This window comes from Limnohabitans sp. Jir72 (genome assembly GCF_003063575.1).
GTDB lineage: Bacteria > Pseudomonadota > Gammaproteobacteria > Burkholderiales > Burkholderiaceae_C > Limnohabitans_A.
The window spans coordinates 86,793-112,388 of record NZ_NESC01000004.1 but is presented as its reverse complement, the minus strand read 5'-3'; the positions used below and the strand labels follow the sequence as shown (position 1 = coordinate 112,388).

General features: G+C 60.5%; 25 protein-coding genes. 16 read left to right on the top strand and 9 right to left on the bottom strand.

Annotated features, from left to right (window positions below):
• Positions 1-9: 9 nt before the first annotated feature.
• From recJ to B9Z52_RS17845, 3 genes are read right to left on the bottom strand one after another with little or no spacing between them, the layout of a single operon-like run.
• Positions 10-1,719, bottom strand: a complete 1,710-nt coding sequence (gene recJ, locus B9Z52_RS06925) for a single-stranded-DNA-specific exonuclease RecJ (RefSeq protein WP_108413120.1) — start codon at positions 1,717-1,719, stop codon at positions 10-12.
• Between the two features lie 7 nt (positions 1,720-1,726).
• Positions 1,727-2,677 carry a hypothetical protein gene (locus B9Z52_RS06920; protein ID WP_108413119.1) on the bottom strand — a complete coding sequence of 317 codons (951 nt, stop codon included), beginning with the start codon at positions 2,675-2,677 and terminating at the stop codon, positions 1,727-1,729.
• A gap of 56 nt (positions 2,678-2,733) precedes the next feature.
• Complete coding sequence (locus B9Z52_RS17845; protein ID WP_158270520.1) at positions 2,734-2,877, bottom strand: hypothetical protein; 144 nt, start codon at positions 2,875-2,877, stop codon at positions 2,734-2,736.
• A gap of 97 nt (positions 2,878-2,974) precedes the next feature.
• On the opposite strand from B9Z52_RS17845, the gene B9Z52_RS06915 reads away from it, so the two are divergent.
• The 14 genes from B9Z52_RS06915 to B9Z52_RS06850 all read left to right on the top strand — a co-directional run bounded on the left by B9Z52_RS06915 (position 2,975) and on the right by B9Z52_RS06850 (position 17,622).
• Positions 2,975-4,174 (top strand): MFS transporter, encoded by a 1,200-nt coding sequence (locus tag B9Z52_RS06915; RefSeq protein WP_158270519.1) that lies wholly within the window; start codon positions 2,975-2,977, stop codon positions 4,172-4,174.
• Between the two features lie 714 nt (positions 4,175-4,888).
• The gene (locus B9Z52_RS06910; RefSeq protein ID WP_108413117.1) at positions 4,889-5,356 is read left to right on the top strand and encodes a CoA-binding protein; all 468 of its coding nucleotides are present in this window, start codon (positions 4,889-4,891) and stop codon (positions 5,354-5,356) included.
• A 213-nt stretch (positions 5,357-5,569) separates the two neighbouring features.
• Positions 5,570-6,853 carry an O-acetylhomoserine aminocarboxypropyltransferase/cysteine synthase family protein gene (locus B9Z52_RS06905; RefSeq protein ID WP_108413116.1) on the top strand — a complete coding sequence of 428 codons (1,284 nt, stop codon included), beginning with the start codon at positions 5,570-5,572 and terminating at the stop codon, positions 6,851-6,853.
• Between the two features lie 34 nt (positions 6,854-6,887).
• Entirely contained in the window at positions 6,888-8,156 is a 1,269-nt protein-coding gene (locus tag B9Z52_RS06900; protein ID WP_108413115.1) for a lipoprotein-releasing ABC transporter permease subunit, read from the top strand.
• On the top strand, positions 8,149-8,832 hold the full coding sequence (gene lolD / locus B9Z52_RS06895; protein ID WP_108413114.1) for a lipoprotein-releasing ABC transporter ATP-binding protein LolD: 684 nt from the start codon (positions 8,149-8,151) through the stop codon (positions 8,830-8,832). The genes B9Z52_RS06900 and lolD overlap by 8 nt, the downstream gene beginning before the upstream one ends.
• Positions 8,833-8,838: 6 nt before the next feature.
• Complete coding sequence (locus B9Z52_RS06890; RefSeq protein ID WP_108413113.1) at positions 8,839-9,678, top strand: TatD family hydrolase; 840 nt, start codon at positions 8,839-8,841, stop codon at positions 9,676-9,678.
• Positions 9,675-10,229, top strand: a complete 555-nt coding sequence (locus B9Z52_RS06885; protein ID WP_108413112.1) for a DNA-deoxyinosine glycosylase — start codon at positions 9,675-9,677, stop codon at positions 10,227-10,229. The genes B9Z52_RS06890 and B9Z52_RS06885 overlap by 4 nt, the downstream gene beginning before the upstream one ends.
• On the top strand, positions 10,226-10,984 hold the full coding sequence (locus tag B9Z52_RS06880; RefSeq protein WP_108413111.1) for a spermidine synthase: 759 nt from the start codon (positions 10,226-10,228) through the stop codon (positions 10,982-10,984). The genes B9Z52_RS06885 and B9Z52_RS06880 overlap by 4 nt, the downstream gene beginning before the upstream one ends.
• Positions 10,985-11,133: 149 nt before the next feature.
• Entirely contained in the window at positions 11,134-11,622 is a 489-nt protein-coding gene (locus tag B9Z52_RS06875) for a tripartite tricarboxylate transporter TctB family protein (protein ID WP_108413110.1), read from the top strand.
• Between the two features lie 10 nt (positions 11,623-11,632).
• Positions 11,633-13,147, top strand: coding sequence for a tripartite tricarboxylate transporter permease (locus B9Z52_RS06870; RefSeq protein ID WP_108413109.1), 1,515 nt, complete (start codon positions 11,633-11,635; stop codon positions 13,145-13,147).
• A 154-nt stretch (positions 13,148-13,301) separates the two neighbouring features.
• The gene (locus tag B9Z52_RS06865; RefSeq protein ID WP_108413108.1) at positions 13,302-14,279 is read left to right on the top strand and encodes a tripartite tricarboxylate transporter substrate binding protein; all 978 of its coding nucleotides are present in this window, start codon (positions 13,302-13,304) and stop codon (positions 14,277-14,279) included.
• 1 nt (position 14,280) lies between these two features.
• Positions 14,281-15,903, top strand: a complete 1,623-nt coding sequence (locus tag B9Z52_RS06860) for a gamma-glutamyltransferase family protein (protein ID WP_108413107.1) — start codon at positions 14,281-14,283, stop codon at positions 15,901-15,903.
• A gap of 20 nt (positions 15,904-15,923) precedes the next feature.
• A complete protein-coding gene (locus B9Z52_RS06855; protein ID WP_233251855.1) occupies positions 15,924-16,805 on the top strand; it encodes a DMT family transporter in 882 nt (293 codons plus the stop codon).
• A gap of 16 nt (positions 16,806-16,821) precedes the next feature.
• Entirely contained in the window at positions 16,822-17,622 is an 801-nt protein-coding gene (locus tag B9Z52_RS06850) for an SDR family oxidoreductase (protein WP_108413105.1), read from the top strand.
• 93 nt (positions 17,623-17,715) lie between these two features.
• On the opposite strand, the gene B9Z52_RS06845 is transcribed toward B9Z52_RS06850, so the two are convergent.
• The 4 genes from B9Z52_RS06845 to B9Z52_RS06830 form a co-directional block, all read right to left on the bottom strand.
• Positions 17,716-18,642 (bottom strand): TauD/TfdA family dioxygenase, encoded by a 927-nt coding sequence (locus B9Z52_RS06845; protein WP_108413104.1) that lies wholly within the window; start codon positions 18,640-18,642, stop codon positions 17,716-17,718.
• Positions 18,643-18,740: 98 nt separating this feature from the next.
• Positions 18,741-19,496, bottom strand: coding sequence for an ABC transporter permease (locus B9Z52_RS06840; RefSeq protein ID WP_108413103.1), 756 nt, complete (start codon positions 19,494-19,496; stop codon positions 18,741-18,743).
• Entirely contained in the window at positions 19,486-20,295 is an 810-nt protein-coding gene (locus B9Z52_RS06835) for an ABC transporter ATP-binding protein (RefSeq protein WP_108413102.1), read from the bottom strand. Before B9Z52_RS06835 ends, B9Z52_RS06840 begins: the two co-directional genes overlap by 11 nt.
• Before the next feature lie 3 nt (positions 20,296-20,298).
• Positions 20,299-21,303, bottom strand: a complete 1,005-nt coding sequence (locus B9Z52_RS06830; RefSeq protein WP_108413101.1) for an ABC transporter substrate-binding protein — start codon at positions 21,301-21,303, stop codon at positions 20,299-20,301.
• Positions 21,304-21,457: 154 nt separating this feature from the next.
• On the opposite strand from B9Z52_RS06830, the gene B9Z52_RS06825 reads away from it, so the two are divergent.
• Positions 21,458-22,153 (top strand): Crp/Fnr family transcriptional regulator, encoded by a 696-nt coding sequence (locus B9Z52_RS06825; protein ID WP_108413100.1) that lies wholly within the window; start codon positions 21,458-21,460, stop codon positions 22,151-22,153.
• Between the two features lie 87 nt (positions 22,154-22,240).
• On the opposite strand, the gene B9Z52_RS06820 is transcribed toward B9Z52_RS06825, so the two are convergent.
• A complete protein-coding gene (locus B9Z52_RS06820) occupies positions 22,241-23,140 on the bottom strand; it encodes a DMT family transporter (protein WP_108413099.1) in 900 nt (299 codons plus the stop codon).
• Positions 23,141-23,262: 122 nt separating this feature from the next.
• Here B9Z52_RS06820 and B9Z52_RS06815 point away from each other — a divergent pair, with 122 nt between their 5' ends.
• Positions 23,263-24,246 carry a quinone oxidoreductase gene (locus B9Z52_RS06815; RefSeq protein ID WP_108413098.1) on the top strand — a complete coding sequence of 328 codons (984 nt, stop codon included), beginning with the start codon at positions 23,263-23,265 and terminating at the stop codon, positions 24,244-24,246.
• Between the two features lie 164 nt (positions 24,247-24,410).
• On the opposite strand, the gene B9Z52_RS06810 is transcribed toward B9Z52_RS06815, so the two are convergent.
• Positions 24,411-25,559 carry an aminotransferase class V-fold PLP-dependent enzyme gene (locus tag B9Z52_RS06810; RefSeq protein ID WP_108413097.1) on the bottom strand — a complete coding sequence of 383 codons (1,149 nt, stop codon included), beginning with the start codon at positions 25,557-25,559 and terminating at the stop codon, positions 24,411-24,413.
• Positions 25,560-25,596: the final 37 nt, after the last annotated feature.

Below are 25,596 nucleotides of genomic sequence, written 5' to 3'. Positions count from 1 at the left end.
TGGATCACATCAATCCTCGGCGCCTTCCACCAGAAAACGCACGCGTTTTTGGCCTTGCCATTCGTCGGCATCGAGCCTATAGGCCAGTTTGACGCGTGAGGGCAAAGGCTCGGTGCGGCCAAACCAGATGCCGTCGACCGGCTGGCCCTGGTGTTTCATCTTGAGCGACAGGTGTTTCTCACCCACCAGCCGCTGCGAGACCACCTCGATCTCTTCGCAAAACACAGGCGGTGCAAAGCCTTGGCCCCAGACCTCGTGGTGCAGCATGTCCACCAGATCCACCCGGCGGTATTCGGCGGGCAGCGGCCCATCGGTTTCCAGGCGGCGTTGCAGGGTGGCAGCGTCCAGCCACTCCATCGCCACCTGGTTGAGCGTTTCCTCGAACACATCGAGGTGTTCTTCTGCAATCGTGCAACCCGCCGCCATGGCGTGGCCGCCAAAGCGCAGCAGCACGCCCGGGGCGCGTTTGGCCACCAGGTCGAGCGCGTCGCGCAAATGGAAGCCCGCAATCGAGCGGCCCGAGCCTTTGAGTTCGTGTTCTTTTCCGGGTGCGCTGCTGGCCGCGAATACAAAGGTGGGGCGGTGCAGCTTGTCCTTGATGCGCGAGGCCACGATGCCGACCACGCCTTCGTGAAAGTCCGGGTCGAACACACAAATGGCAGGCGGCGGCTCGTCGCCTTCGTCAAACAGTGATTCGGCCATCTCCATGGCCATCTCTCGCATATCGCCCTCGATCACGCGGCGTTCCCGGTTGATCGCATCCAGTTGTTTGGCCAGTTCGTCGGCGCGGCCTGCGTCGTCGGTCAGCAGGCATTCGATGCCCAGCGTCATGTCAGCCAGGCGTCCAGCGGCGTTGATGCGCGGGCCTAAGGCAAAGCCAAAATCAAAGGTGGTGGCCTTGGCGGTTTCGCGGCCCGCTGCGCGCATGAGCGCTGCCATGCCGGGCGGCAAGGCTCCGGCCCGCACGCGGCGCAGGCCCTGTGCCACCAAACGGCGGTTGTTCGCGTCGAGCTTGACCACATCGGCCACGGTGCCCAAAGCCACCAGCGGCAGCAGCGCGTCCAGGCGCGGCTGGTTGCTCGCGTCAAACACGCCGCGCTGGCGCAACTCAGCCCGAAGGGCCAGCAGCACATAAAACATGACGCCCACACCGGCCATGGATTTGCTGACAAAGCTGCAGCCGGGCTGGTTGGGGTTGACGATGACCTCAGCCGTGGGCAATTCGCTGCCGGGCAGGTGGTGGTCCGTCACCAGCACCTGCAGGCCCAGCGCTTGCGCCGCTTGCACGCCCGCCACGCTGGCAATGCCGTTGTCCACGGTGATCAACACATCGGCACCTTGCGCGTGCACCCGCTGAGCAATCGGCGGGGTCAGGCCGTAGCCGTCGATCACGCGGTCGGGTACCAGATAGCTCACGTTTTGGGCACCCAGCATGCGCAGGCCGCGCACGCCCACGGCGCAGGCGGTCGCGCCGTCGCAGTCGTAATCGGCCACGATGCACAGGCGCTTGTTTTGCGCCATGGCGTCGGCCAGCAGTTTGGCGGCTTCGGTGGTGCCCAGCATGCCGGCCGGGGGCAGCAGCAGGTTCAGGGCGTCGTCGAGTTCGTCTTTGGACTGCACGCCACGGGCGGCATACAGGCGGGCCAGCAGGGGGTGGATACCCGCTTGTTCCAGCGCCCAGGCGCTGCGGGGGGGCACATCTCGGGTGAGCAAATTCATGGGGTGATCAGGTTGTGATGAGGGCTTGAAGTGCCGCAGCAGGGGTGGTTTTGTTGAACAGTTGCTTGAACAGGCGCTGGTGCCAGGCGGCAGGCGCTGCGGTGTAGGTGTGGGCCGTGTGCTCGCTGCACAGACTGAGCGTGCCTTGGCCCGTGGCTTTGACGTGTTGCAGCAAGTCGGCCACGGCGCTGGTGTCGAGTTGCTGCCAGGCTTGCCGCCAAGCCTGCGCGTTGCCGTGCAAGGCACCCGATCGCAAGGCGGTTGACACGGTGGCGGGCTGCGCCGGGACCGTGGTGCCTTCAGGCAGCGTGCCTGCGCCGTGCAGCCAAAAGGCGTTGACGGTGTGCTGCCTGCGGGCATCACGGGCGTCGTTCACCGGGTGGTTGTAGAGCAGCATCTGCATCTCGCTTTGCAGGCGTTGCAGGGGACGGGCGGCAGAGCCAACGGGCATCCAGTCCTTCACGTTCTGGTCGATCACCCGGTCGAGCGATGCGGTGCTCAGTTCTGCTAGCAGCGGTCCTTGGGCATGCCAGCGCAAGGCGCTGTGCCAAGTCACTTGCAAGCCGTCTTCTTGCAAAAATGGCTGCATGGCTTGCAAAAGGTGCTGCGATTCCTCGTCGGACAGGTGCAAATGAGCCGGGTCGGCCATCACCACCTGGTCCATGCCGATTTGCCAGTGGCAGGGCGTCATCCAGGCTTGGGGTTCAGTGCTGGGTAGACCTTGTTGCGCTTGGTGCCAAGCGGCCCAGGGCAGGGTGGGGGCGTCAGGTGCCCAGCCCAAGGCTTGGGCTTGCAAGCGTTCGTGGGGCAGGTGCAGCGGTGTGGCTTCAGGGTCTTGCAGCACCTGCTGGCGCTGCAGCAGGGTCAGCAGGGCTTGTAAATTTGGCAGCTGCAAACCGGCCCAAACCTCGGGGCCGGTCAGGGTGTGGCTGGCTGCGAAGGGAATGATCAGGTGCATGGGTCGTGATTGTCGCAGGCCACCCAATGACCTTGAACCATTGAACTTGGAGGGCTTCAGGTGGCGTTCATGCCGTAGATCACCGCCAAGGCGGTGGCAAAAATCACCGCCCAGATGGCGCGGTTGTTTTTTTCGATGAATTTGAGCACCACGTCTTCCAGGCTTTTGGATTCGTGCGGGGGGCGAGGGTCCTGTGTCATCGGTGCGCGCTCAAGCGTTGGGGTGAACCATTATGGACAGGCGAGCCAATGCCTTGAGGGCACAATGTCCAACACCTTCAAAAAATACGGAGACCGCATGAAAGAAACCCCCTACGCCTGGGTGGTGGTGTGGGCCACCTTTGTGTGCCTGGCGCTGATCTTTGGGGTGTCGTATTCGTTCGCGGCGTTTTTTGAATCGTTCGCGGCCGAATTCTCGGCGCAGCGGGCCGATGTGTCCTGGATTTTTGGGCTGTCGGGCTTTGTTTACTTTGTGCTGGGCGCGGGTGGCGGCATGCTGGCTGACCGCTTCGGTCCGCGACTCGTGTGCTCGGCGGGCATGGCCTTGATTGCGCTGGGCCTGCTGGCCACCAGCTGGGCGTCTTCCTTGTTGGCGGTGTACGTGAGCTACGGTTTGCTGGTGGGCCTGGGGATCGCACTGGTCTACACCCCGTCCATTGCCAGCGTGCAGCCTTGGTTCACCACCCGGCGGGGGCTGGCCGGGGGCATTGCCAGCTCGGGCGTGGGCGCGGGCACTTTGCTGGTGCCGGTGTTGGTGGCCATGGCGATTGGCCCCATGCCCTGGCGCGACGCCATGCAGCTGCTGGCCTTGGGGGTCTTGGTGCTGGGCTTGTTGGCGGCGGGTTTGCTGCGACGGGCCCCTGCGGCGTCCGGCGTTGCCGCTGACGTGCCAGGTGCGGGCGGCTCGGCCTCTGGGCTGACTTTGCGCGAGACCTTGCGCAGCCCCACCTTCCGCTGGCTGTACCTGGCCACCGTGCTGGCCTCACCCGTCATGTTCATTCCCTTTGCCCATGTGTCCGCCTCGGCGCGTGACCTGGGTCTGGGCGAGGCCTTTGCCGTCGGTTTGGTGGGCTTGATTGGCGTGGGCAGTCTGGTGGGGCGATTTGCCATTGGCCTGCTGGCCGACCGACTTGGCCGGGCGCAAACGCTGGTGCTGATGCAGCTGTCCATGGGCGCGTCGTATGTGCTGTGGGGCGCGGCAGGCGGGCAGGCCATGCTGGTGCTGTTTGCGCTGTGGTTTGGCCTGAGCTATGGCTCCATCGTGTCGCTCTTGCCCGCCATTTGCATGGATTACTTTGGCGGAAAATCGGTGGCCAGCGTGGTGGGCACGCTCTACAGCGGCGCGGCTCTGGGGAACTTGCTGGGGCCTGTGTTGGCGGGCGCGGTGTTTGACCACAGCGGCCACTACCTGGGCGTGATGGCGGTGTGCGGGGTGCTGTCGCTGAGCGCCACCTGGGCCTCGCGGCAAATGAAGCGCAGTGGACATGTGACGTATTGAACCTGCGACCCCTTCGCAGCTGATCGCGTTGACATTCAGCTCAATGGCTTTTGTAGGAGCCCACCCTGTGGGCGATGGCTTGCCTTGGCGGTGTGCGTGAAATCGCCCACAGGGGTGGGCTCCTACACAGACAAAAACCATCGTCTGTGGGCTCCTGCAAAGATAAGAACCATCGCCTGTGGGCTCCTGCGCAGTGGACATGTGACGTATTGAACCTGCGACCCCTTCGTCGCTGATCGCGTTGACATTCAGCTCAATGGCTTTTGTAGGAGCCCACCCTGTGGGCGATGGCTTGCCTTGGCGGTGTGCGTGAAATCGCCCACAGGGGTGGGCTCCTACAAAGACAAAAACCATCGTCTGTGGGCTCCTGCAAAGATAAGAACCATCGCCTGTGGGCTCCTGCGCAGTGGACATGTGACGTATTGAACCTGCGACCCCTTCGCCGCTGATCGCGTTGACATTCAGCTCAATGGCTTTTGTAGGAGCCCACCCTGTGGGCGATGGCTTGCCTTGGCGGTGTGCGTGAAATCGCCCACAGGGGTGGGCTCCTACACAGACAAAAACAACGCCTGTGGGCTCCTACACAGACAAAAACCATCGTCTGTGGGCTCCTGCAAAGATAAGAACCATCGTCTGTAGGCTCCTACAAATATCCTTGCACCGCTTAAGCTTGAGGTTTCAACGCAACGACGCCGAAAAGACAAAAGGACTTTCATGCACAACGATTTGCACGCGCTGCGGCGCATCTTCAAAACGTGCCCCACCATCGCCGTGGTGGGCTTGTCGGCTGAGTGGCACCGGCCCAGCTATTTCGCTGCCAAGTACATGCAGTCGCATGGCTTCAAGATCGTGCCCGTGAACCCGCGCTATGCGGGCACGCCCGTGCTGGGCGAGACTTGTTATGCCAGCCTGGGCGACATCCCTTTTAAGGTGGACATGGTTGACGTGTTTCGCCGCGCCGAAGACGTGTTGCCGATTGCCGAACAAGCGGTGCAAATCGGGGCGCGGTGTTTTTGGCAGCAGCTGGGCGTGGCCAACCCCGAGGCCGATGCGCTGGCCCGGCAAGCCGGGCTGGATTCGGTGAGCAACCGCTGCGTGAAGATCGAACACGCCCGGCTGTTCGGGGGGCTGAACTGGGTGGGTGTGAACACCGGCGTCATCTCGGCGCGGCGGTTGGTGTGAAGGCTTCTTATGGATCAGGCCAGATGTTTGCATCTTCTGCACCGCGCCCCCGTAGGTCGGCAGCTTTAGCTCCGACAGTGCTGGTTGGTCGCGGCCACTTGTCGGGGCTAAAGCCGCCGACCTACAAAATCATTGACCATTGAACTCTTGACAGGGCCGGATCAATCGCTCTGCACTTGCCATTTTTGAACCGACTTTTTTCACCCGAACACCATGACCGACCGCCAATTTCACCCCGAGACCCTGGCCATCCACGCCGGGCAAATCCCCGATGCGGCCACGGGCGCACGCGCCTTGCCGATTTACCAGACCAGCAGCTTTGTGTTTGACAGCGCCGAGCACGCGGCGTCGCTGTTCAACCTGCAGACCTTTGGCAATGTGTATTCGCGCCTGAGCAACCCCACGGTGGCGGTGCTCGAAGAGCGTGTGGCCGCGCTCGAAGGCGGGCGTGCTGCGGTGGCCAGTGCCTCGGGCATGGCGGCCGAAACCATGGCGCTGATGACCATCTTGCAATCGGGCGACCATGTGGTGGCGGCCGGGGCTTTGTACGGCGGCTCGGTCACGCTGCTGGCCGTGAGCCTGGCCAAGTTCGGCATCGAGACCACCTTTGTGGACGCCACAAAACCCGAGGCCTTTGCCGCCGCCATGCGCCCCAACACCCGAGCGGTGTACGCCGAGAGCTTGGGCAACCCGAGCATGGTGGTGCTGGACATCGCCGCCGTGGCCGAGGTGGCCCATGCGCACGGCGTGCCGCTCATCATCGACAACACCGTGCCCAGCCCGCTGCTGTGCAATCCGCTGGCGCTGGGGGCCGACATCGTGGTGCATTCGGCCACCAAATACCTGGCTGGGCACGGCACCACGCTGGGCGGTGTGGTGGTCGAAGGCGGCAAATTCCCGTGGGACAACGGCAAGTTCCCCGGCATGACCGAGCCCTCGCAGGGCTACCACGGCGTGAAGTTTTACGAGACCTTTGGCGACTTTGGCTTTTCCATGCGCTGCCGCATGGAAAGCCTGCGCGTGTTCGGCGCATCGCTCAGCCCCATGAGCGCCTGGCAAATTCTGCAAGGCGTCGAAACCCTGCCGCTGCGCATGCAAAAGCACTGCGACAACGCACTGGGCGTGGCCAAATTTTTGCAGGCCGACCCGCGTGTGGCTTGGGTCAACTACCCCGGCCTGCCCGACCACCCGCAGCATGCCCTGATGCAGCGCCAGATGCGCGGCGCTTCAGGACTGCTGTCGTTTGGCGTGAAAGGCGGGCTGGCGCAGGGCGTCAAGTTCATCGAGTCGGCCCAGTTCATGAGCCACCTGGTCAACATCGGCGACACCCGCACCCTGATCAGCCACCCGGCCAGCACCACCCACCGCCAGCTCGACGACGCCCAGCAACTGGCCGCTGGCGTGCCGCCCGACATGGTGCGCATATCTGTCGGCCTGGAGAATCTGGACGACATCTTGTGGGACATCGACCAGGCGCTGGACAAGGCCAGCCGCTGAAAGCCCCAACTGCGATTGGTCACAATAGCGGTCTATGGCTTTTTTCAAAAACATTCCCTACGAACTCGTACTGGGCTGGCGTTACACGCGGGCCGGCCGCGCGACGCGGCGCAACGGTTTCATTTCCTTCATCTCGGGCGTGTCCATGCTGGGCATTGCGCTGGGGGTGGCCGCCCTGATCATCGTGCTGAGCGTGATGAACGGTTTTCAGAAAGAGGTCCGCGACCGCATGCTGGGCGTGGTCTCACACATCGAGGTGTATGCGGCTGACGGCGGTGCGGTGCAGGACCTGGCTGCGGTGCTGGCCAAGCTCAAAGCGCATCCTCAGGTGGTGGGTGCGGCGCCTTTCATCACGGCGCAGGCTTTGTTGGCCCGTGGTGAAGACATGAAAGGGGTGCTGGTGCGTGGCATCGATCCGGCTTTGGAGCCCGAAGTGACCGACATGGCATCGGAGGCCCAACGCGCCAGCCTGATGCGCTTGCTGCCCGGGCAGTTTGGCATGGTGTTGGGCGCGGACTTGGCGCAAAGCCTGGGGGTGCAGTTGGGCGATCCGGTCACCTTGGTCTCGCCCTCGGGTCAGGTCACGCCGGCCGGAGTGGTGCCCCGCATGAAGCAAATGCAGGTGGTCGGGACCTTCCATTCGGGGCATTACGAATACGACTCCACGCTGGCCATGATGCATGTGGCCGATGCGGCCCGCATGTTCCGCTTGGAGGGGCCCACGGGCATTCGCCTCAAGCTCCAGGATTTGCACGAGGCCCGCGCGGTGGCGCGTGATTTGCAGTTGCAACTGGGTGCCAGCTTTTGGGTGCGCGACTGGACGCAGCAAAACAAGACCTGGTTTGCCGCGGTGCAGGTTGAAAAACGCATGATGTTCATCATCCTCACGCTGATCGTGGCGGTGGCCGCGTTCAACCTGGTCAGCACACTGGTGATGACGGTGACCGACAAGCGTGCCGACATCGCCATCTTGCGCACGCTGGGCGCCAGCCCCCGCAGCATCATGGGTATTTTTGTGGTGCAGGGCGCCACGGTGGGGGTGATCGGCACCATGAGCGGTTTGCTCTTGGGCTTGTTGGTGGCCTTCAACATCGACGTGATCGTGCCCGCTTTGGAAAAGCTGTTCAACGCCAGCTTCTTGCCGCGCGATATTTACCTCATCAGCCGCATGCCCAGCGAGCCGCTGGCCAGCGACATCCTGCCGATTGCGGTGATCTCTTTGGTGTTGGCTTTTGTGGCCACGCTCTACCCGAGCTGGCGCGCCAGCCAGGTGAATCCTGCCGAGGCGCTGCGTTATGAATAAGACGGTTTTAAAAGCCCAGGGCCTGACCAAGCGCTTCACCGAAGGCCGCCTGGATGTGACGGTGTTGCAGGGCGTGGACCTGGAAGTCCATGCCGGGCAAACGCTGGCGATTGTGGGCGCTTCGGGCTCTGGCAAGAGCACCCTCTTGCATTTGCTCGGCGGGCTGGATGCGCCCACGCAAGGCAGCGTGCAACTGCAGGGCCAATTGCTCTCGGCGCTCAACGCGGCCGAGCAAGGCCAGTGGCGCAACCGCTACCTCGGCTTTGTGTACCAGTTTCACCACCTCTTGCCCGAGTTCAGCGCGCAGGACAACGTGGCCATGCCGCTGTGGATCCGCAGGCAGGACCGCGGCGAAGCGGCCGCTGTCGCGGCGCAGTGGCTGGCGCGTGTGGGCTTGGCCGATCGCGTGCACCACCGGCCTTCAGAGCTGTCTGGCGGCGAGCGCCAGCGTGTGGCCTTGGCCCGGGCGCTGGTCAACGATCCGGCCTGCGTGCTGGCCGATGAACCCACCGGCAACCTGGACCGCGAGACGGCCGATGGCGTGTTCGCGCTGATGCTGCAATTGGCACGCGAGCGCGGCACCGCTTTTGTGGTGGTCACGCACGACCAGGCCTTGGCGGCCCGCTGCGATCGGCAATTGCACCTGGTCAAAGGCGTTTTGCAGCCTGCTGTTTGAGCGGCAATGTGGATCGACACCCATTGCCATCTGGATGCGGCGGAGTTTGACGCCGACCGTGACGTGGTCAGAGCCCATGCCCGTGCACAAGGGGTGTCGCTGTGCGTGATCCCGGCGGTGGAACGCGCGCATTGGGCCGGTGTGGCGCAATTGGCAGAGCGCCATGGCGATGCTTATGCACTGGGCATTCATCCTTTGTACGTACCCCAGGCCCATGAAGAAGATTTGCTGGCGCTGGATGCGGCCTTGAGCGAGCGCCTGGGCGACCCGCGCTTGGTGGCGGTGGGCGAAATCGGGCTGGATTTTTTCGTGCCTGCCTTGTGCGAGCCCGCCATGCGGGAGCGGCAGTGGCTGTTTTACACCGCCCAGTTGAAGCTGGCGCAAAAACACCATTTGCCGGTGATCTTGCATGTGCGCCGATCGGCAGACTTGTTGCTCAAGGGCCTGCGTCAATGCCCGGTGCTGTCGGGCATTGCACACGCCTTCAATGGCAGTGCGCAGCAGGCCGGGCATTTTGTGGAAATGGGTTTCGCGCTGGGCTTTGGCGGTGCGCTCAGCTATGAGCGGGCTTTGCAATTGCGCCGCCTGGCGCGCGAGCTGCCTTTGCAGGCGCTGGTGCTGGAGACCGATGCCCCCGACATGCCGCCGCACTGGCTCTACCAGACCGCCGAGCAGCGCGCACTGGGCCAGGCGCAAGGCCGCAACAGCCCGGCCGAGTTGCCGCGCATCGCGCAGGTGCTGGCCGATGTGCGGGGCGTGTCGCTGGACGCGCTGGCGCAGGCCAGCAGGCGCAACGCTCAGTGCGTGCTGCCCAAGCTTTTGTCTTTGTGCGGGGCCACGCCATGACGGCCTTGGCTTGCGGGTCTCATTCGGACCGTTTGCAGGGCCTGGCCCCTTTGGTCCATCCCGACATCAGGGTGCTGGTGTTGGGCAGTTTTCCCAGCGTGAAGTCCTTGCAGTCGCAGCAGTATTACGCCCATCCGCAAAACCATTTCTGGCGCATCATGCGAGCCCTGTGGCCCGATGCCGCCTGGCCAGCAGATGGTGATTACGCGCAGCGTTGCCAGTGTTTGCTGGCGCAAGGCCTGGGCGTGTGGGATGTGTATGCGCATTGCGAGCGCGAAGGCAGCCTCGACAGTGCGATCCGCCATGCCCAGCTGAACGATTTTCCGGGTCTGCTGCAACGCTGCACGCAGTTGCGCGGCATCTTGCACAACGGCGGCGAGAGCTTTCGGCATGCCAAAGCGGTCAAAAAAGCACTCCAAGACGCCGCTTGCGGCGAGCGCGTGACGGTTCATCGCCTACCATCGACCAGTCCAGCCAATGCGTCGTGGACTTTTGAACAAAAACTCAGCGCCTGGCAGGCGGTGATGAACACCCATGGAATGATGGCATGAGCCGAAAAAAAGCAATCGAACTGCCCGAAGTCAATTTCTCTGAAGACGGCGAAATCCGTTACCTGCACTTGGGCACCGAGTGGATCCAGGGCTCCATGTTCCTCGACAGGCCTTTTGACATCGAGCTGGAGTATGTGCAGCGCATGTTCGGCTGGCTGCTGTTTTTTCCGCACGGCGAAGTCAAGGGTGCGCACGCCATGCAGCTGGGTTTGGGCGCAGGCACCATCACCAAGTTTTGCTACAAAAAACTCAAAATGACCACCACCGCCATCGAGCTCAACCCCGGTGTGCTCCACGCGTGTCGTGGCTGGTTCCGTTTGCCGCCAGACGATGAACGCTTGCGTGTGGTGCTGGCCGACGCGGCGCTGGAAATCCAGTCCGACGAATGGCGTGGCACCGTCGATGCGCTGCAGGTGGATTTGTACGACGAGCACGCTGCCGCGCCTGTGCTGGACACGCCTGACTTTTACCGGCACTGCCGCGATCTGCTCAGCCCGCAAGGCGTGATGACGGTCAACCTGTTTGGCCGCTCGTCCAGCTACCCGGCCAGCGTGGAGAAAATTTGCGCCGCCTTTGGTGAAGACGCGGTCTGGGCTTTCAAGCCTACCCGCGAAGGCAATGCGATCGTCCTGGCCCAACGCACCAGCAGCCGACCCAAGCGCGAAGATTTATTGGCTGCGGCCGAGCGCATCCAGGACAAGTGGGGCCTGCCTGCACCCAAATGGCTCAGGGTCTTCAAGCCTTTGACCAAATGAAGTCTGCATCGCACCCTCGAGGTGCGCCAAGCCGCATGGGGTAAGGGTTAACCATGTGTTTGTCCTTCGCGGGACATAGGTGTAACCCACATCGACCCGGGGGACATCTTCACGCAGAATCGTGCCAACTCAATCAGAGGAGATATCTCGTGAAAATCAAGAGTCAAAAAGACTTTTTCTCCGGGCTCATGTTCACCGTGGTCGGTGCATCATTTGCCTACGGTGCCACCAGTTACAGCATTGGTTCCGGCGGCCGAATGGGCCCAGGTTACTTCCCGGTGCTGTTGGGTGTGATCCTGGCCATCCTGGGCGGTGCCATCATGTTCAAAGCCTTGGTGGTTGAAACCCAGGACGGCGAAAAAATCGGCGCATGGGCCTGGAAACCTTTGTTCTTTATCATCGCCGCCAACGTGTTGTTCGGCATCTTGCTGGGCGGTCTGCCCAGCGTCGGTATTCCGGCCATGGGCCTGATTGCTGCCATTTTTGGCGTGACCATTGTGGCCAGCTTGGCGGGTGACACCTTCAACCTCAAAGAAGTGCTGATCCTGTCCGTGGTGTTGTCGATCGGCAGCTACCTGGCGTTCATCATGCTGCTGAAACTGCAGTTCCCCGTGTGGCCAACCTTCATCGTCGGCTGAGGAGTTATTCATGACCGATCTGATCAATAACCTGTCCCTCGGTTTTGGGGTGGCGTTCACCTTCCAGAACCTGATTTACGCGTTCATCGGCTGCTTGCTGGGCACCTTGATTGGCGTGTTGCCAGGCATCGGCCCTGTGGCCACGATTGCCATGTTGCTGCCTGCCACTTACGCGCTGCCCCCTGTGGCGGCGCTGATCATGCTGGCCGGTATTTACTACGGTGCCCAGTACGGCGGCTCCACCACCGCGATCTTGGTCAACCTGCCTGGCGAATCTTCGTCGGTGGTGACCGTGATCGACGGCTACCAGATGGCCCGCAAGGGCCGTGCAGGTCCGGCCTTGGCCGCTGCCGGTCTGGGCTCGTTCTTTGCCGGTTGCGTCGGCACTTTGATCTTGGCTGCATTCGCTGCACCTTTGACCGAAGTGGCTTTCAAGTTCGGCCCTGCTGAATACTTCTCGCTCATGATCTTGGGCTTGATCGGCGCAGTGGTGTTGGCTTCGGGCTCCTTGCTCAAGGCTGTGGCCATGATCGTGCTGGGCTTGTTGCTGGGCTTGGTGGGCACCGACGTGAACTCGGGTGTGGCCCGTTTCAGCTTCGACATCCCCGAGTTGACCGATGGGGTTGGCTTCATCGTGATCGCCATGGGTGTGTTTGGCTACGGCGAGATCATCTCCAACTTGTCGCAAAAAGAAGAAGACCGCGAAGTCTTCACCGGCAAAGTGCAGGGCCTCATGCCCACAGCGGAAGATTTCAGGAACATGGTGCCTGCAGTTTTGCGTGGCACAGCCATTGGCTCCATCTTGGGCATCTTGCCTGGTGGCGGTGCCTTGCTGGCGGCGTTTGCGGCCTACACCATCGAGAAGAAAACCAAGCTGCGCAAAGGCGAAGTGCCTTTCGGTCAGGGCAACATCCGTGGTGTGGCAGCGCCTGAGTCGGCCAACAACGCCGGTTCACAAACCTCCTTCATTCCATTGCTGACCTTGGGCATTCCGCCCAACGCCGTGATGGCTTTGATGGTGGGTGCCATGACGATCCACAACATCCAGCCCGGTCCTCAAGTGATGACCAGCAACCCCGAGTTGTTCTGGGGCTTGATCGCCTCCATGTGGATTGGTAACGCCATGCTCGTGATCTTGAACCTGCCTTTGATCGGCATGTGGATCAAGTTGCTGACGGTGCCCTACCGCTGGTTGTTCCCCGCCATCGTGCTGTTCTGCGCGATCGGTGTGTACTCGACCAACAACAACACCTTCGACATCTGGATGGTGGCCATGTTCGGTGTGATCGGTTACACCTTCATCAAGCTCGGTGTGGAGCCTGCACCTTTGCTGTTGGGTTTCATCCTCGGCCCAATGATGGAAGAAAACCTGCGCCGCGCCATGTTGCTCTCGCGTGGCGACTGGAGCGTGTTCGTGACACGTCCCCTGTCGGCCAGCCTGTTGGCGGCGGCACTGGTCTTGCTGATCATCGTGCTCTTGCCTGCTGTGAAGTCCAAGCGAGAAGAAGCATTCGTCGAAGAATGATGAACGTTTGACCTGAACAAGCGGCCTCCCTGTGAGGCCGTTTTTCATGGGGCATGCGGGCTGTCACCTGTGGATGCACCAGGTCTTGCGGCCTCTGACAAAATCAAGACCCCTTCAACATGGCCCACATCGACGGTTTGAATCAGGACATCCCATGCAAAGACGACGACTGATGGCCATGTTGTGGCTCGCAGGCTGTGCCTTGGGCGCAGCCCAACAGGTGCAGGCCCAGGCCACGTACCCCAGCAAGCCCCTGCGTTTGATCGTGCCTTTCCCAGCTGGCGGTGCCACCGATTTGTTCGCCCGGACCTTGTCGCAAAAACTCGGTGAAAAACTCGGCCAATCGCTGGTGGTCGAAAACCGGCCCGGGGCCGGAGGCACTTTGGGCTCAGACCTGGCCGCCAAAGCGGTGGCCGATGGCTACACCTTGTTGTTGGCCACCTCCAGCACCCATTCGATTGGCCCCAATTTGAATCCGCGCATGCCCTATGACGCGGTGAAAGATTTCACGCCCATCAGCCAGGTGGGCAATGCGCCCAGCATCATGCTGGTGCCCAACAGCTCGCCTGCCAAAACCGTCAAGGAATGGATCGACTACGCCAAGAAGAACCCAGGCCGTTTGAACTACGCATCGAGCGGCAACGGCACCATCGTGCAGTTGACGGCCGAGTTGTTCAAGGCGCAGGCCGATCTGTTTGTGGTGCACATCCCCTACAAAGGAACGGCCTTGGCCATTCCCGATTTGGTCAGTGGCAAGCTGGATGTGCTGTTTGACAGCTTGCCCACCGGTTTGCCGCATGTGCGCGATGGCCGCTTGCGTGCGCTGGGTGTGACCACACTCAAAGCCACGCCGCTGGCACCTGGTGTGCCGCCGATTGCCGATGTCTTGCCCGGCTACGAATCCAACACCTGGTTTGGCTTGTTTGGCCCCAAGGGCTTGCCCGCCGATGTGGTCAGCCGCGTCAACACCGCTGCCAACCAGGTGCTGCAAGACCCCGAAGTCATCGACAAACTGCAACGCCTGGGCATCGAGTCTGTGGGCGGTACGCCTGCCCAATTCACCGCCATGCTGGCCAGAGAATCGGCCAAATGGAAAAAAATCATCAGTGAACGCAAGATCACACTGGACTGACATGCATTTTCAAAACCAATACCCCTACACCAGCACCCGTTTGCCGCTGTTTGCGCGCAACATCGTGTCCACCTCGCACCCATTGGCCGCGCAGGCGGGCCTGCGCATGATGCTCAAGGGCGGCAACGCGGTCGATGCCGCCATCGCCGCTGCAGCCGTCATCACCCTGACCGAGCCCGTGAGTTGCGGCTTGGGTTCGGACGCGTTTGCCATTTTGTGGGACGGCAAAGAACTGCACGGTTTGAATTCGTCCGGCCCCGCCCCGGCCACCTGGACGCCTGAATACTTCCACCGCAAATACGGTGCCGACGCGGCCACTCCGCCGAAGCGCGGCTTCGACTCGGTCACCGTGCCCGGTGCCGTGGCGGGCTGGGTCGCTTTGAGTGAGCGATTTGGCAAGCTGCCTTTTGCCGACTTGCTGGAACCTGCCATCGATGTGGCCGAGCGCGGCTATTTGATGCCGGTGGTGGTGCAGCAAAAATGGGCGGCCGCCACGCCCGAGCTGCAGTCGCAGCCCGGTTTTGCGCAAAGCTTTTTGCCTTGGGGCCGTGCGCCCGAAGTGGGTGAGTTGTTCCAGTTCAAGAACGCGGCGCGGGGCCTGAAAGCCATTGCGGCCACCAAGGGCCAGGCCCTGTATGGCGGTGAGATTGCTCAAGCGATTGAAAAGTTCGCCAAGGAAAACGGCGGCAGCATCACCGCCAAAGACCTGGCCGACTTCAAACCCGAGTGGGTCAAGCCCATTGCACAAGACTACCGGGGCTACACCCTGCACGAGATCCCGCCCAACGGGCAGGGCATCGCCGCGCTGATCGCCTTGGGCATCCTGTCCAACTTTGACCTGGCCAGCCACAAAGTGGATGGCGTGGATTCGCAGCATCTGCAAATCGAAGCCATGAAACTTGCCTTTGCCGATGTGTACCGCTATGTGGCCGATCCGCGCTACATGGAAGTCACACCCGAGCAGATGCTCGACCCGGCCTATCTGGCCAGCCGTGCCAAGCTCATTGACCTGAAAAAAGCGCAAAACTTCCAGGCGGGCAACCCGGTCAAGGGCGGCACGATTTACCTGACGGCGGCCGACGAGAACGGCATGATGGTCAGCTTCATTCAGAGCAATTACATGGGCTTTGGCTCGGGCGTGGTGGAGCCGACCTACGGCATCAGCCTGCAAAACCGGGGCCATGGTTTCAGCACCAACCCCCAAGGCCCCAACACCGCCAATCTGGTCATGCCCGGCAAGCGGCCTTTCCAGACCATCATCCCGGCCTTCCTGACCCAAGACGGCCAGCCGGTCATGAGCTATGGCGTGATGGGCGGCAACATGCAGCCTCAGGGCCACATGCAAACGCTGGTGCGCATGCTCGACTACAACCAGAACCCGCAAGCCGCTTGCGACGCACCGCGCTGGCGCTACAACACCGGCATGAACATCAACGTCGAAGCCGCCATGAACGCCCAGACCGTCCAAGGCTTGATCGCCCGTGGCCACGAACTGGACATCATCAACGACTCGTACCAAGACTTTGGCGCAGGCCAGTTCATCTGGCGCATGGGCGATCCGGGTGTGGAGGGTTACATGGCCGCCAGCGACCCGCGCCGTGATGGGCAGGCGGTGGGCTTTTGATGGCGACGCACTCACCGAAGATGACCTCAGGCCTGTTGCTGGCCGCAGCAGGCTCCATCGCGTTCAGCGGCAAGGCCATCATCGTCAAACTGGCTTACCGCCACGGGGTGGATGCGGTCACGTTGCTGATGTACCGCATGCTGTTTGCCTTGCCCATGTTTTTGCTCATGGCCTGGTGGGCTGGGCGGGGCAAAGCCGCACTCACACGCCGCGATTGGCTGGGCGTGGTGGGCCTGGGTTTTTGCGGTTATTACCTGTCGAGCTTTCTGGATTTCTGGGGGCTGGCTTTTGTCAGCGCTTCGCTGGAGCGATTGATCTTGTACCTCAACCCCACGCTGGTGTTGGTGCTGGGCTGGTGCTTGTTTAAAAAACGCATCAGCACCCGCCAAGGCATGGCCATGGCCATCAGTTACTCCGGTGTCTTGCTGGTGTTCGGGCACGAAGTCAGTCTGGCCGGTACGCATGCAGCATTGGGAGCCTTTTTGGTGTTTTCCAGCGCGATCACGTACGCCGTTTACCTGACCTACAGCGGTCAAATGGTGCAACGCCTGGGCTCTTTGCGGCTGGCGGGGCTGGCTTCGTCGGCGGCCTGCTTTTTTTGCCTGTTGCAGTTTGCACTCTTGCGGCCTTGGGCCGCTGCGCAGGTGGCCGAGCCGGTGCTGTGGCTGTCGCTGCTCAATGCCACGGTCTGCACCGCCTTGCCGGTGCTGCTGGTCATGATGGCCATTGAGAGGATTGGCCCGGGCCTGACGGCGCAGACAGGCATGATCGGCCCCATGTCAACGATTTTGATGGGTGTGCTGATTCTGGATGAGCCCTTCAATGCATGGGTCATTGCGGGCACCTGTTTGGTGGTCAGTGGTGTGTTTTGGGTGACGCGGCCAGCGGGCCGCACAAATTAACTTTCAGGAGATCAACATGGATTTGGGCATTGCAGGCAAATGGGCTTTGGTGGGCGGCGCGAGCAAAGGCTTGGGCTGGGGATGTGCACGCGCCTTGGCCCTTGAAGGCGTGAACGTGGTCATGGTGGCGCGGGGCGCTGAGGTGCTGAACAAGGCAGTCGACGACTTACGTGCCGAAACAGGCAGTAAGGTGAAATTGATCGCTGTGGCTCAAGACATCACCACCGAAGCCGGACGCGAAGCCATCTGGAACGTGGCGGGCGGCCCCGGCAAAGACTACGACATCGTGGTCACCAACGCTGGCGGCCCACCCCCAGGCGACTTCCGCGACTGGGACCGCGACGCGTGGATCAAGGCCATCGACGCCAACATGCTCACACCGATTGAGCTGATCAAAGCCACGGTGGACGGCATGGCCGCGCGCGGCTTTGGACGCATTGTGAACATCACCTCCAGCTCAGTGAAGTCGCCCATTGATGTGCTCGGCTTGTCCAATGGTGCCCGCAGTGGCCTGACCGGTTTTGTGGCCGGCACCTCGCGCAGCAAGATCGCGGGCCAGGGCGTCACCATCAACAACCTGCTGCCCGGCAAGTTCGACACCGACCGCATCCGCTCCACGCTGCCCGCGATGGCGCAAAAGCAAGGCAAAACGGTGGAAGAAATGCGCGCCATCCAGCAAGCGCAAATCCCGGCCGGGCGCTATGGCAACCCGCAAGAGTTTGGGGCGATCTGCGCCTTCTTGTGCAGCCAGCACGCGGCCTACATGACGGGCCAGAACGTGTTGGCGGATGGTGGGGCTTATCCGGGGACGTATTGAAGCAGGGTAAAGGTCGGTGCTGAAAATTTGGAGTGGCTGTCATCCATTCAGTCCACTTTTTGTGAGCGGATCAGATGACAGCGGTTCCAAAAATCAGGTGAGTTTCTTACCGCCCAACACCTTTTGATTCACACTGACTTTGTCGGCTTTGACGCCTGGCTCATCGAAGGTGACGCGCTGATTGACGCGGTTGTGAGGCCAGTAGTCGGCCACTGCATAGTGCTGGGTTGAACGGTTGTCCCAAATGGCAATGCCGTGCGCTTCCCATTGGTGGTGGACCATGAATTCGGGCTTTTTCATCCAATCCAGCAGGAATCTGAGGATGCCCACCGCTTCATGGCGATCGACGCCTTGAATGTTGCGGGTGAAATCGCTGTTGACAAAAATGCACTTGCGCTTGGAATCCGGGTTCACGCGCACGACCGGGTGCACCACGGGTTTGAAGGCTTTGATGGCCGCAATGAGTGCCTCGTCACCGCGTTTGCCCAGGGCTTCCCGAAAGCCGGAAACCTCCCAACTGTGGACGGCGGTCAGCCCATCCAGGTATTTCTTCATGCCAGGAGACAACCAATCGTAGGCCTTGCTGGTGCTGATCCAGCAGGTATTGCCCCCGGCGGGTGGTGTGACGGTGATCTGAATCGCCGTACCTAAAGGCGGACGAGGTTTCCAGCTGATGTCGGTGTGCCAATTGTCAATGGAGGGCGGACGCTCAGGGTCAGAGGTGATGACCTCCAAGTCTGGTGCATCCGGATGCCGATCAAAATAAGAACCCGAGGACAAAGGACCAAACACTTTGGCCAAGGCAATGTGCTGATCGGGTGTGATGACTTGCGGTCGAAAGAAAATCACTTCGAAATCGAACAAGGCTTGACGCAATTCAGCTTGCACCGCTTTGCTCAATGGCTTGGTCAAGTCCACACCTTCGATCCAAGCTGCGAAGTTGGGCATGCGCGGAACAGGCGTGATGTGCTTGTACCGTTTGGCAATGTTGATCAATTTCAGGGGTTTTGTATTCGCCATGTGGGGTCACTTTCCTTGTGTTTGAAGAGTCGGTTGAATCTACTGAGATGGTTTTTTGAACCGTGGTGTTTGACAGGTCGCGTTCCAAAGTGCCGCGTTCATTGCCAATGCAACAAACGTTTTTCAAGCCAAGTCATGGTTTTCATCACACTGACGCCGATCATGGCCAAGACCAAGAGCAGGGCCATCACGCCATTGACCTCAAACGTTGAGCCCAAATAGGCCAGTGACTGGCCAAGGCCCTTTTCTGAGGCAATGATTTCTGCACCGATCACGCCCAAAAGTGAATAGATCAAGCCCAGGCGCAGGCCCGAGAAAATCACGGGCACCGCACCGGGCAGCGTGACCTGAAAGAAGGTGGACACTGCGCTGGCGCCCAAGGTCTTGCAAAGGGTCACATGGTCTTGACTGACGCCACGAATGCCTGCGACTGTGCTGGACAACACAATGAAGAAAGTCAAGCTGAAACCCAGCGCAATCTTTGACCCAAGCCCTAAGCCAAACCACAAAATGAACAGCGGTGCCAACGCAATGCGTGGCATCACGTTCATCGCGTTCAAATAGGGATCAAGGAACCTCTCAAACTTTGGAAACCCCACAAACAACAGTCCTACGGATATGGCGGCCACACTGCCCAGTGAGAAAGAAATCAAGGTGCCGGCCATGGTCCAGCCCATGTCCACCCAGAGCTGCCCCGAGGTGATGTTGTTCCATAAGAACTTGAGGACCCCGCTGGGTTGCCCCACAAACGTAGGATCTAGCCAGCGGTTGACAGTGAGCCATTCGCCCAATGCCAACAGCAAGCCGATGAAGGCCAGGTGTGCTGTGGCCCACTTCAATTTTTCAACCTTCATGTTTGCTCCAGCCAGATTCAAGGTGAGACCAGATCTGCGCATACAGTTCGTGAAAGTGCGGATCTTTCTGCAACTCGCGGATAGACCGCGGACGTGGCAAATCGATCGCAATGTCGGCGACGATCCGCCCAGGTCTCGAAGTCATCACCACCACGCGGTCAGACACGGCGACAGCCTCAGACAAATCGTGCGTGACAAACAGCACCGACTGCTTGTGTTGTTGGCACAAGCGAAGCAGCAGGTCTTCCAATTGCAGTTTGGTTTGTGCATCCAGCGCACCAAACGGCTCGTCCATCAAGAGCACAGAAGAGCCCAAGGCGAAGGTACGGGCCAGCGCCACCCGCTGGCGCATGCCGTGTGATAAGGCCTTGGGGTAAGCATTTTCAAATCCTGCCAAACCCACCTCTTGCAACATGGCTTGGGCACGCTCTTGCGCTTGTGCACGCGGCACGCCGCGCACTTGCATGCCAAACATGGCATTGCCCAATGCCGTCTTCCAAGGCAACAGACTGTCGCGGGCCAGCATGTAGCCAACTTGCGGATTGCCTTGCACTGGCGCGGTGCCAGCCACTTGGATGCTGCCTTTGCCGGTCTGCGCCACCAAGCCCGCGGCCATGTTGAGCAGCGTTGTTTTGCCGCACCCACTCGGGCCGACCAAAGACACAAATTCACCTTGTTGGATGTGCAATGAGACGTCAAACAAGACAGGGTTGGTCCCATCAAAACTCAAACTCACGCCATCGACCGTGATGGCACCCAGGGTGTGATTTGATACGGTGCTTGGGTTGACGTTGTGCATGGATCAACGCAATTGCAATAGCTTTGTGGTGTCGACTGTTTTATCGATTTGTGCAGTCTTGTGTAAATAGTCAGCGGCGGCTTGCAAGGCTTTGGGGTCAAGCGAAAAGCCCGAGCTGCTGATGGCATTGCGCAATGAAGTCTCTACGGCCAAGGCACCTGCAGGCCCGTCTATTTTGAAGGTGTCGTTGACTATTTTGAGCAAGGCACTGAAGTTGGCTGGGTTTTGAACAAAAGCTTCAGATTCGCGCATGGCTTTTGCAAATGCGTCCAAGGTGGCACCTTTTCTTTGCGCAAAATCACCTCGCACAGTCATGGGGCCCGCAGCGCCGTTGAGTTGTGTGATCTCTTTGGGACCTTCTCCCTTGCGGGGGTCCACAAGCACGCGGCAAACTTTCATGGCCACACAAAAACCGTCCATGGGTGAAAACAGCATGAGTGCGTCTATTTGTTTGTTGGCAATGGCAGGCAAGGCGGTGTTTGGCGCGCCTACTGGCACGATGGTCACGTCACTGCCGGACAGGCCTGCGCCTTTGAGCATGTCGAGCAACTGAAATTCAGCACCAGAGCCACGCGCGGTCACGCCGATTTTTTTCCCTTTCAAGTCGGCCATCACTGCCGGGTAGCCCTTGGCCGCATTCGGTGTTTCGATGTGAGCGCCAGCCATCAAATAGAAAATGTTGCCGCGTGAACCGCTGCCGATGATCTTGAGATCTGCGCCTTTGTTGAAAGCCTGAATCACCACCTCTGCCGGACCAAAAGCGACATCGATGTCACCTGCCATCAGCGTCTGTATTCCCAAAGGTGCGGCTGGGATGGTTTTGAGTTCGCACTTGAGGCCATTTTTTTCGCAGTACCCGTTGGCTGCGGCGACGCGCACCAGAATGTTGCCCAGACCTGGGTAGTCCTGGATGCGCAAGGTTTCAACTTGCGCCATCACTGTGGCACCCCATGTCAGGGCGGCAAGGCTCAAAGCGATTCTGACGAGTGAAGAGAAAAAGAGTGTCATGTCGTTTCCAATGAAGGGCTATTCCTTGAGAAAACTCAAGTCCACATCATTTGAAAACGCAACGAATCGGCGAATTGTTACCCGGGTGACAATTTAAGGGATAGCACTCAAAATCGGAGCTCAGCCGATCGATGCCATCCATGTCCCTCCTTTCATGAATTCAGTACCTCCCGCTCTTCGCGGTTCTCATCTCAAGAACATCGATGTCATGGCCTTGTCCCAATCTTGGGCCGAAAATTCGGCCCTATCGCCAAGCACTACTGAGGCATTGCTGAAAGTTGGCGTGATGCGCCAATGGCAAACAGGTCAGGTCGTTCTCAGTCGCGGGCAGTCCATTTCGGTGGCCCTGTTGCTGGTCAAGGGCCGAATGCGTGTCAGCGTGACGACCCTCGATGGCGAGGAACAACTCTTGCGTTGGATGTTGCCCGGAGAAATTTCGGGTTTAAGTTCAGTTTTTGCAGATACCACCTACCCTGCCGATTTGGTGGCGGCTGTGCCGAGCGAAGTCCTGCAGATCGAACGCGTCAAGCTGTTAGAACTCATCGGTCAAGATGCCTCGGTTGCGGTGGACCTGTTGCGGATCTTGGGATTGCGCATCAATCAGTTGTTTGACACTTTGGCCGATCAGGTGATGCCCACGCTTGAAAAAAGGGTTTGGGCCACTTTGGAGCGCATCGCCAAATTCAACAGCGTACAAGTCCCCGGAGGCGTACAACTGCGGGTCAGCCAAGCCGATTTGGCGCAGGCGGTCATGGCATCACGGCAAAGGGTCAACCAACAATTGAGGCGTTTTCAAGACAAGGGGCTGATTCGATTGGGCTATCGAAACATCGTATTGCTTCGAACCTGATCATGGGCTTGCCTTGCCAAACACGCTGACCACCGCACAGACGCAAAGCGCGCTGCACAGGATGCAGCTCAGCAAACTCCTTGCGGCTCAATGCCTTGCTGACACCACAATTCCGCCCACAATCAGCGCAAACGCCGCCACGTGGTACAGGTGCGGCAGTTCTCCCAAAAAGGCGGCTGACAGCACCGCCGCAAACAGCGGCGTGAGGTTGGCAAAGAAACCCGCCACCGCCGGGCCTGCTTGCTGTATGCCCAAGCCCCAGCAGCGGTAGGCCAGCACGGCCGGACCCACGGCCACGAAGGCCAAGGTGGTGATCAAGGGCCAGCCCCACACGATGTGGGCGTCGGTGAATGTCCATTCCAGACCGGCAAACAGGCCCGACCAGCCCAAGCCAAACACCACCTGTCCCAGCAAAAAGGCCGCCCAGTCGTTGCGGATGGCTTCGGGCTCGTCACGGCGGCTCAGCAGCCAGCTGTAGAAAGACCAGCAGGCCGTGGCCAGCAGCACGTACATGTCGCCAGCCACCAGCCGCACGGCCATCAGTTCAGCCCATTGGCCGCGTGAGAGCACCACCAGCACGCCGCTGATGGACAGCAAGGCACCCAGCTGCTGCATGCGCCGCACTGGGGCTTTGAAAAACAGTGCACCGATGATGAGCATCCAGAACGGTCCGCTGGCGGCGACCAGCGTCACGTTCAGCGGGGTGGAAGTTTGCAGTGCCAAATATTGCAGTGCGTTGTAGCAACCCACGCCCAAGAGGCTGAGCAGGCCAAAGCGCCGCCAGTGGGACCACAAGCCGCTGCGCGGGCGCAGCACCCTCCAGGCCAGGGGCAGCAAGATGAACAGCGCCACAAACCAGCGCAAGAAGTTGAGTGTGATCGGCGGGACCAGGTCGGTGACCAAGCGGCCAACCACCGCATTGCCAGCCCACATGAGCGGCGGCACCGTCAGCAACAAAGCGGTGATCGGAGAAAGTTTTTGAGACATGCCGCACTGTAGCGGACCTCGGGTTTTCCCGCTGTCGCGCAGCTGTCCTTCAGGTTCGCTCGGTCATGGATTTCGTGGCAAAGTTACATATCGTTTGATTCCACATCCACAGGAGAAGCTCCATGAGCCTTGCAGTCCAGATCGACCAACACGGTGGTCCCGAAGTCATGAAACTCGTCGACGTCACCGTTGGCGAACCCGGCCCTGGCGAGATCCGCATCCGCCACAAGGCCATTGGCCTGAACTTCATCGACGTGTACCAGCGCAGCGGTTTGTACCAGCTCCCCATGCCGCTCAAGATGGGCATGGAAGCCTCTGGCGTGGTCGAAGCCGTGGGCGAAGGCGTCACGCACCTCAAAGTCGGTGACCGCGCGGCGTACGCCAGCCAGCCGCCCGGCAGCTACTGCGAAGTGCGCGTGATGCCGGCCAAATGCGTGTGCAAGCTGCCCGATGCGATCTCGTTCGAGACGGGCGCAGCCATGATGCTCAAGGGCCTGACGGCCCAATATCTGCTCAAGCGCACACTGCCCCAGGGCGGCTTGAAGGCGGGTGATTTTGTGTTGTTCCATGCCGCTGCCGGTGGCGTGGGCCTGATCGCTTGCCAGTGGGCCAAGGCCTTGGGCTTGCGCATGATTGGCACGGCCGGCAACGACGCCAAGTGCGAATTGGCCAAGGCCAATGGTGCCGAGTTCTGCATCAACTATTCGACCGAAGACTTCCAGGCCAAAGTCAAAGAGATCACGGGCGGCAAAGGCGTGAAAGTGGTTTACGACTCGGTGGGCAAGGACACCTGGGACAAGTCACTCGACTGCTTGGCACCTTTTGGTTTGATGGCCAGCTTTGGCAATGCCTCGGGCCCGGTCGCCCCATTTGCGCCGGGCATCCTCGGCCCCAAGGGTTCGGTGTATGTGACGCGCCAGACCCTGTTCAGCCACATCACCACGCGCGAGAGCACGCAAGAGATGGCCGATGATTTGTTTGAAGCAGTCACCAGCGGCAAGGTCAAGATCCACATTGACCAGACCTTCCCCTTGGCCAACGTTCAGGATGCGCACATCGCGCTGGAAGCGCGCAAAACCACGGGTTGCACGATCATCACTTTGTGACAGGCCGGTCGATTGGGCTGATTTCGTAGGAGCCCACCCCTGTGGGCGATGGTTTTCTAGGGCGTGTGCCACGCCCATCGCCCACGGGGTGGGCTCCTACAAACACCCTCTTGATTTTGCGCCATCGCCTACAGGCTGGGCGTCTACATGAAAAACTTCAGACTTCAGGCCGCCAGCTTGGCCTTGGGTGCGATGGTTTCCAGTGCTTCACTCAAGATCTGCAGAGTGCGGGGCACTTGGTGCCATTTGTCCAAGCCGAACAAACCCATGCGGAAAGTGCGGAAGTCGGCCGGTTCGTCGCACTGTAAGGGTACGCCTGCAGCGGTTTGCAGGCCCAGGGCCAAGAACTTCTTGCTGCTCTGGATCTCGGGGTCGGTGGTGTAGCTCACCACCACGCCAGGCGCTTCAAAACCGGGCGCGGCCACGCTGGGGAAGCCGTGCTCCAGCAACAAAGAACGCACCTGGCGACCCAGCGCTATTTGTTCTTCGCGCACTTTGGCAAAGCCGTAGGCTTCGGTTTCCAACATGGCTTCTTGCAGGCGCAGCAAAGCATCGGTGGGCAAAGTGGTGTGGTACATGTGGGCACCGCTTTCGTATGTTTCCATCACCTGCAGCCACTTTTTCAGGTCCATCGCAAAAGTGGTGCTGGTGGTGCTGTCGATCGCTTGGCGGGCACGCTCGCTCAGCATGACCATGGCGCAGCATGGCGAGCTGCTCCAGCCTTTTTGTGGAGCGCTGATCAGCACATCCACGCCCGTGGCTTTCATGTCCACCCACATGGCGCCAGACGCAATGCAGTCGAGCACAAACAAACCGCCCACAGCGTGCACCGCATCGGCCACGGCTTTCATGTAGTCGTCGGGCAGGATCATGCCGGCCGAGGTTTCCACGTGCGGGGCAAACACCAGAGCGGGTCTTTCTGCGGCGATGGCGGCTTTGACTTCTTCAATCGGTGCAGGTGCCCAGGCCGCTTGTGAGCCAGCGGCGACGCGGCGTGCTTTGAGCACGCTGTGGCTCTTGGGGATTTGGCCCATGTCAAAAATCTGCGTCCAGCGGAAGCTGAACCAGCCGTTGCGGATCACCATCACATGCTGGTGGGTGGCGAACTGGCGGGCCACCGACTCCATGCCAAAAGTGCCGCTGCCAGGCACCAGGGCCACCGAGTGGGCACCATAGACGTTTTTGAGCATGCGCGAGATGTCGGTCATCACGCCGCCAAAGCGCTTGGACATGTGGTTCAGGGCGCGGTCGGTGTAGACCACCGAGAATTCGAGCAGACCATCGGGGTCAATGTGGGGCAGCAAGCCGGGCATGGGAGTCTCCGTTTTTTTCAATCAGGGCCGAAAGCTT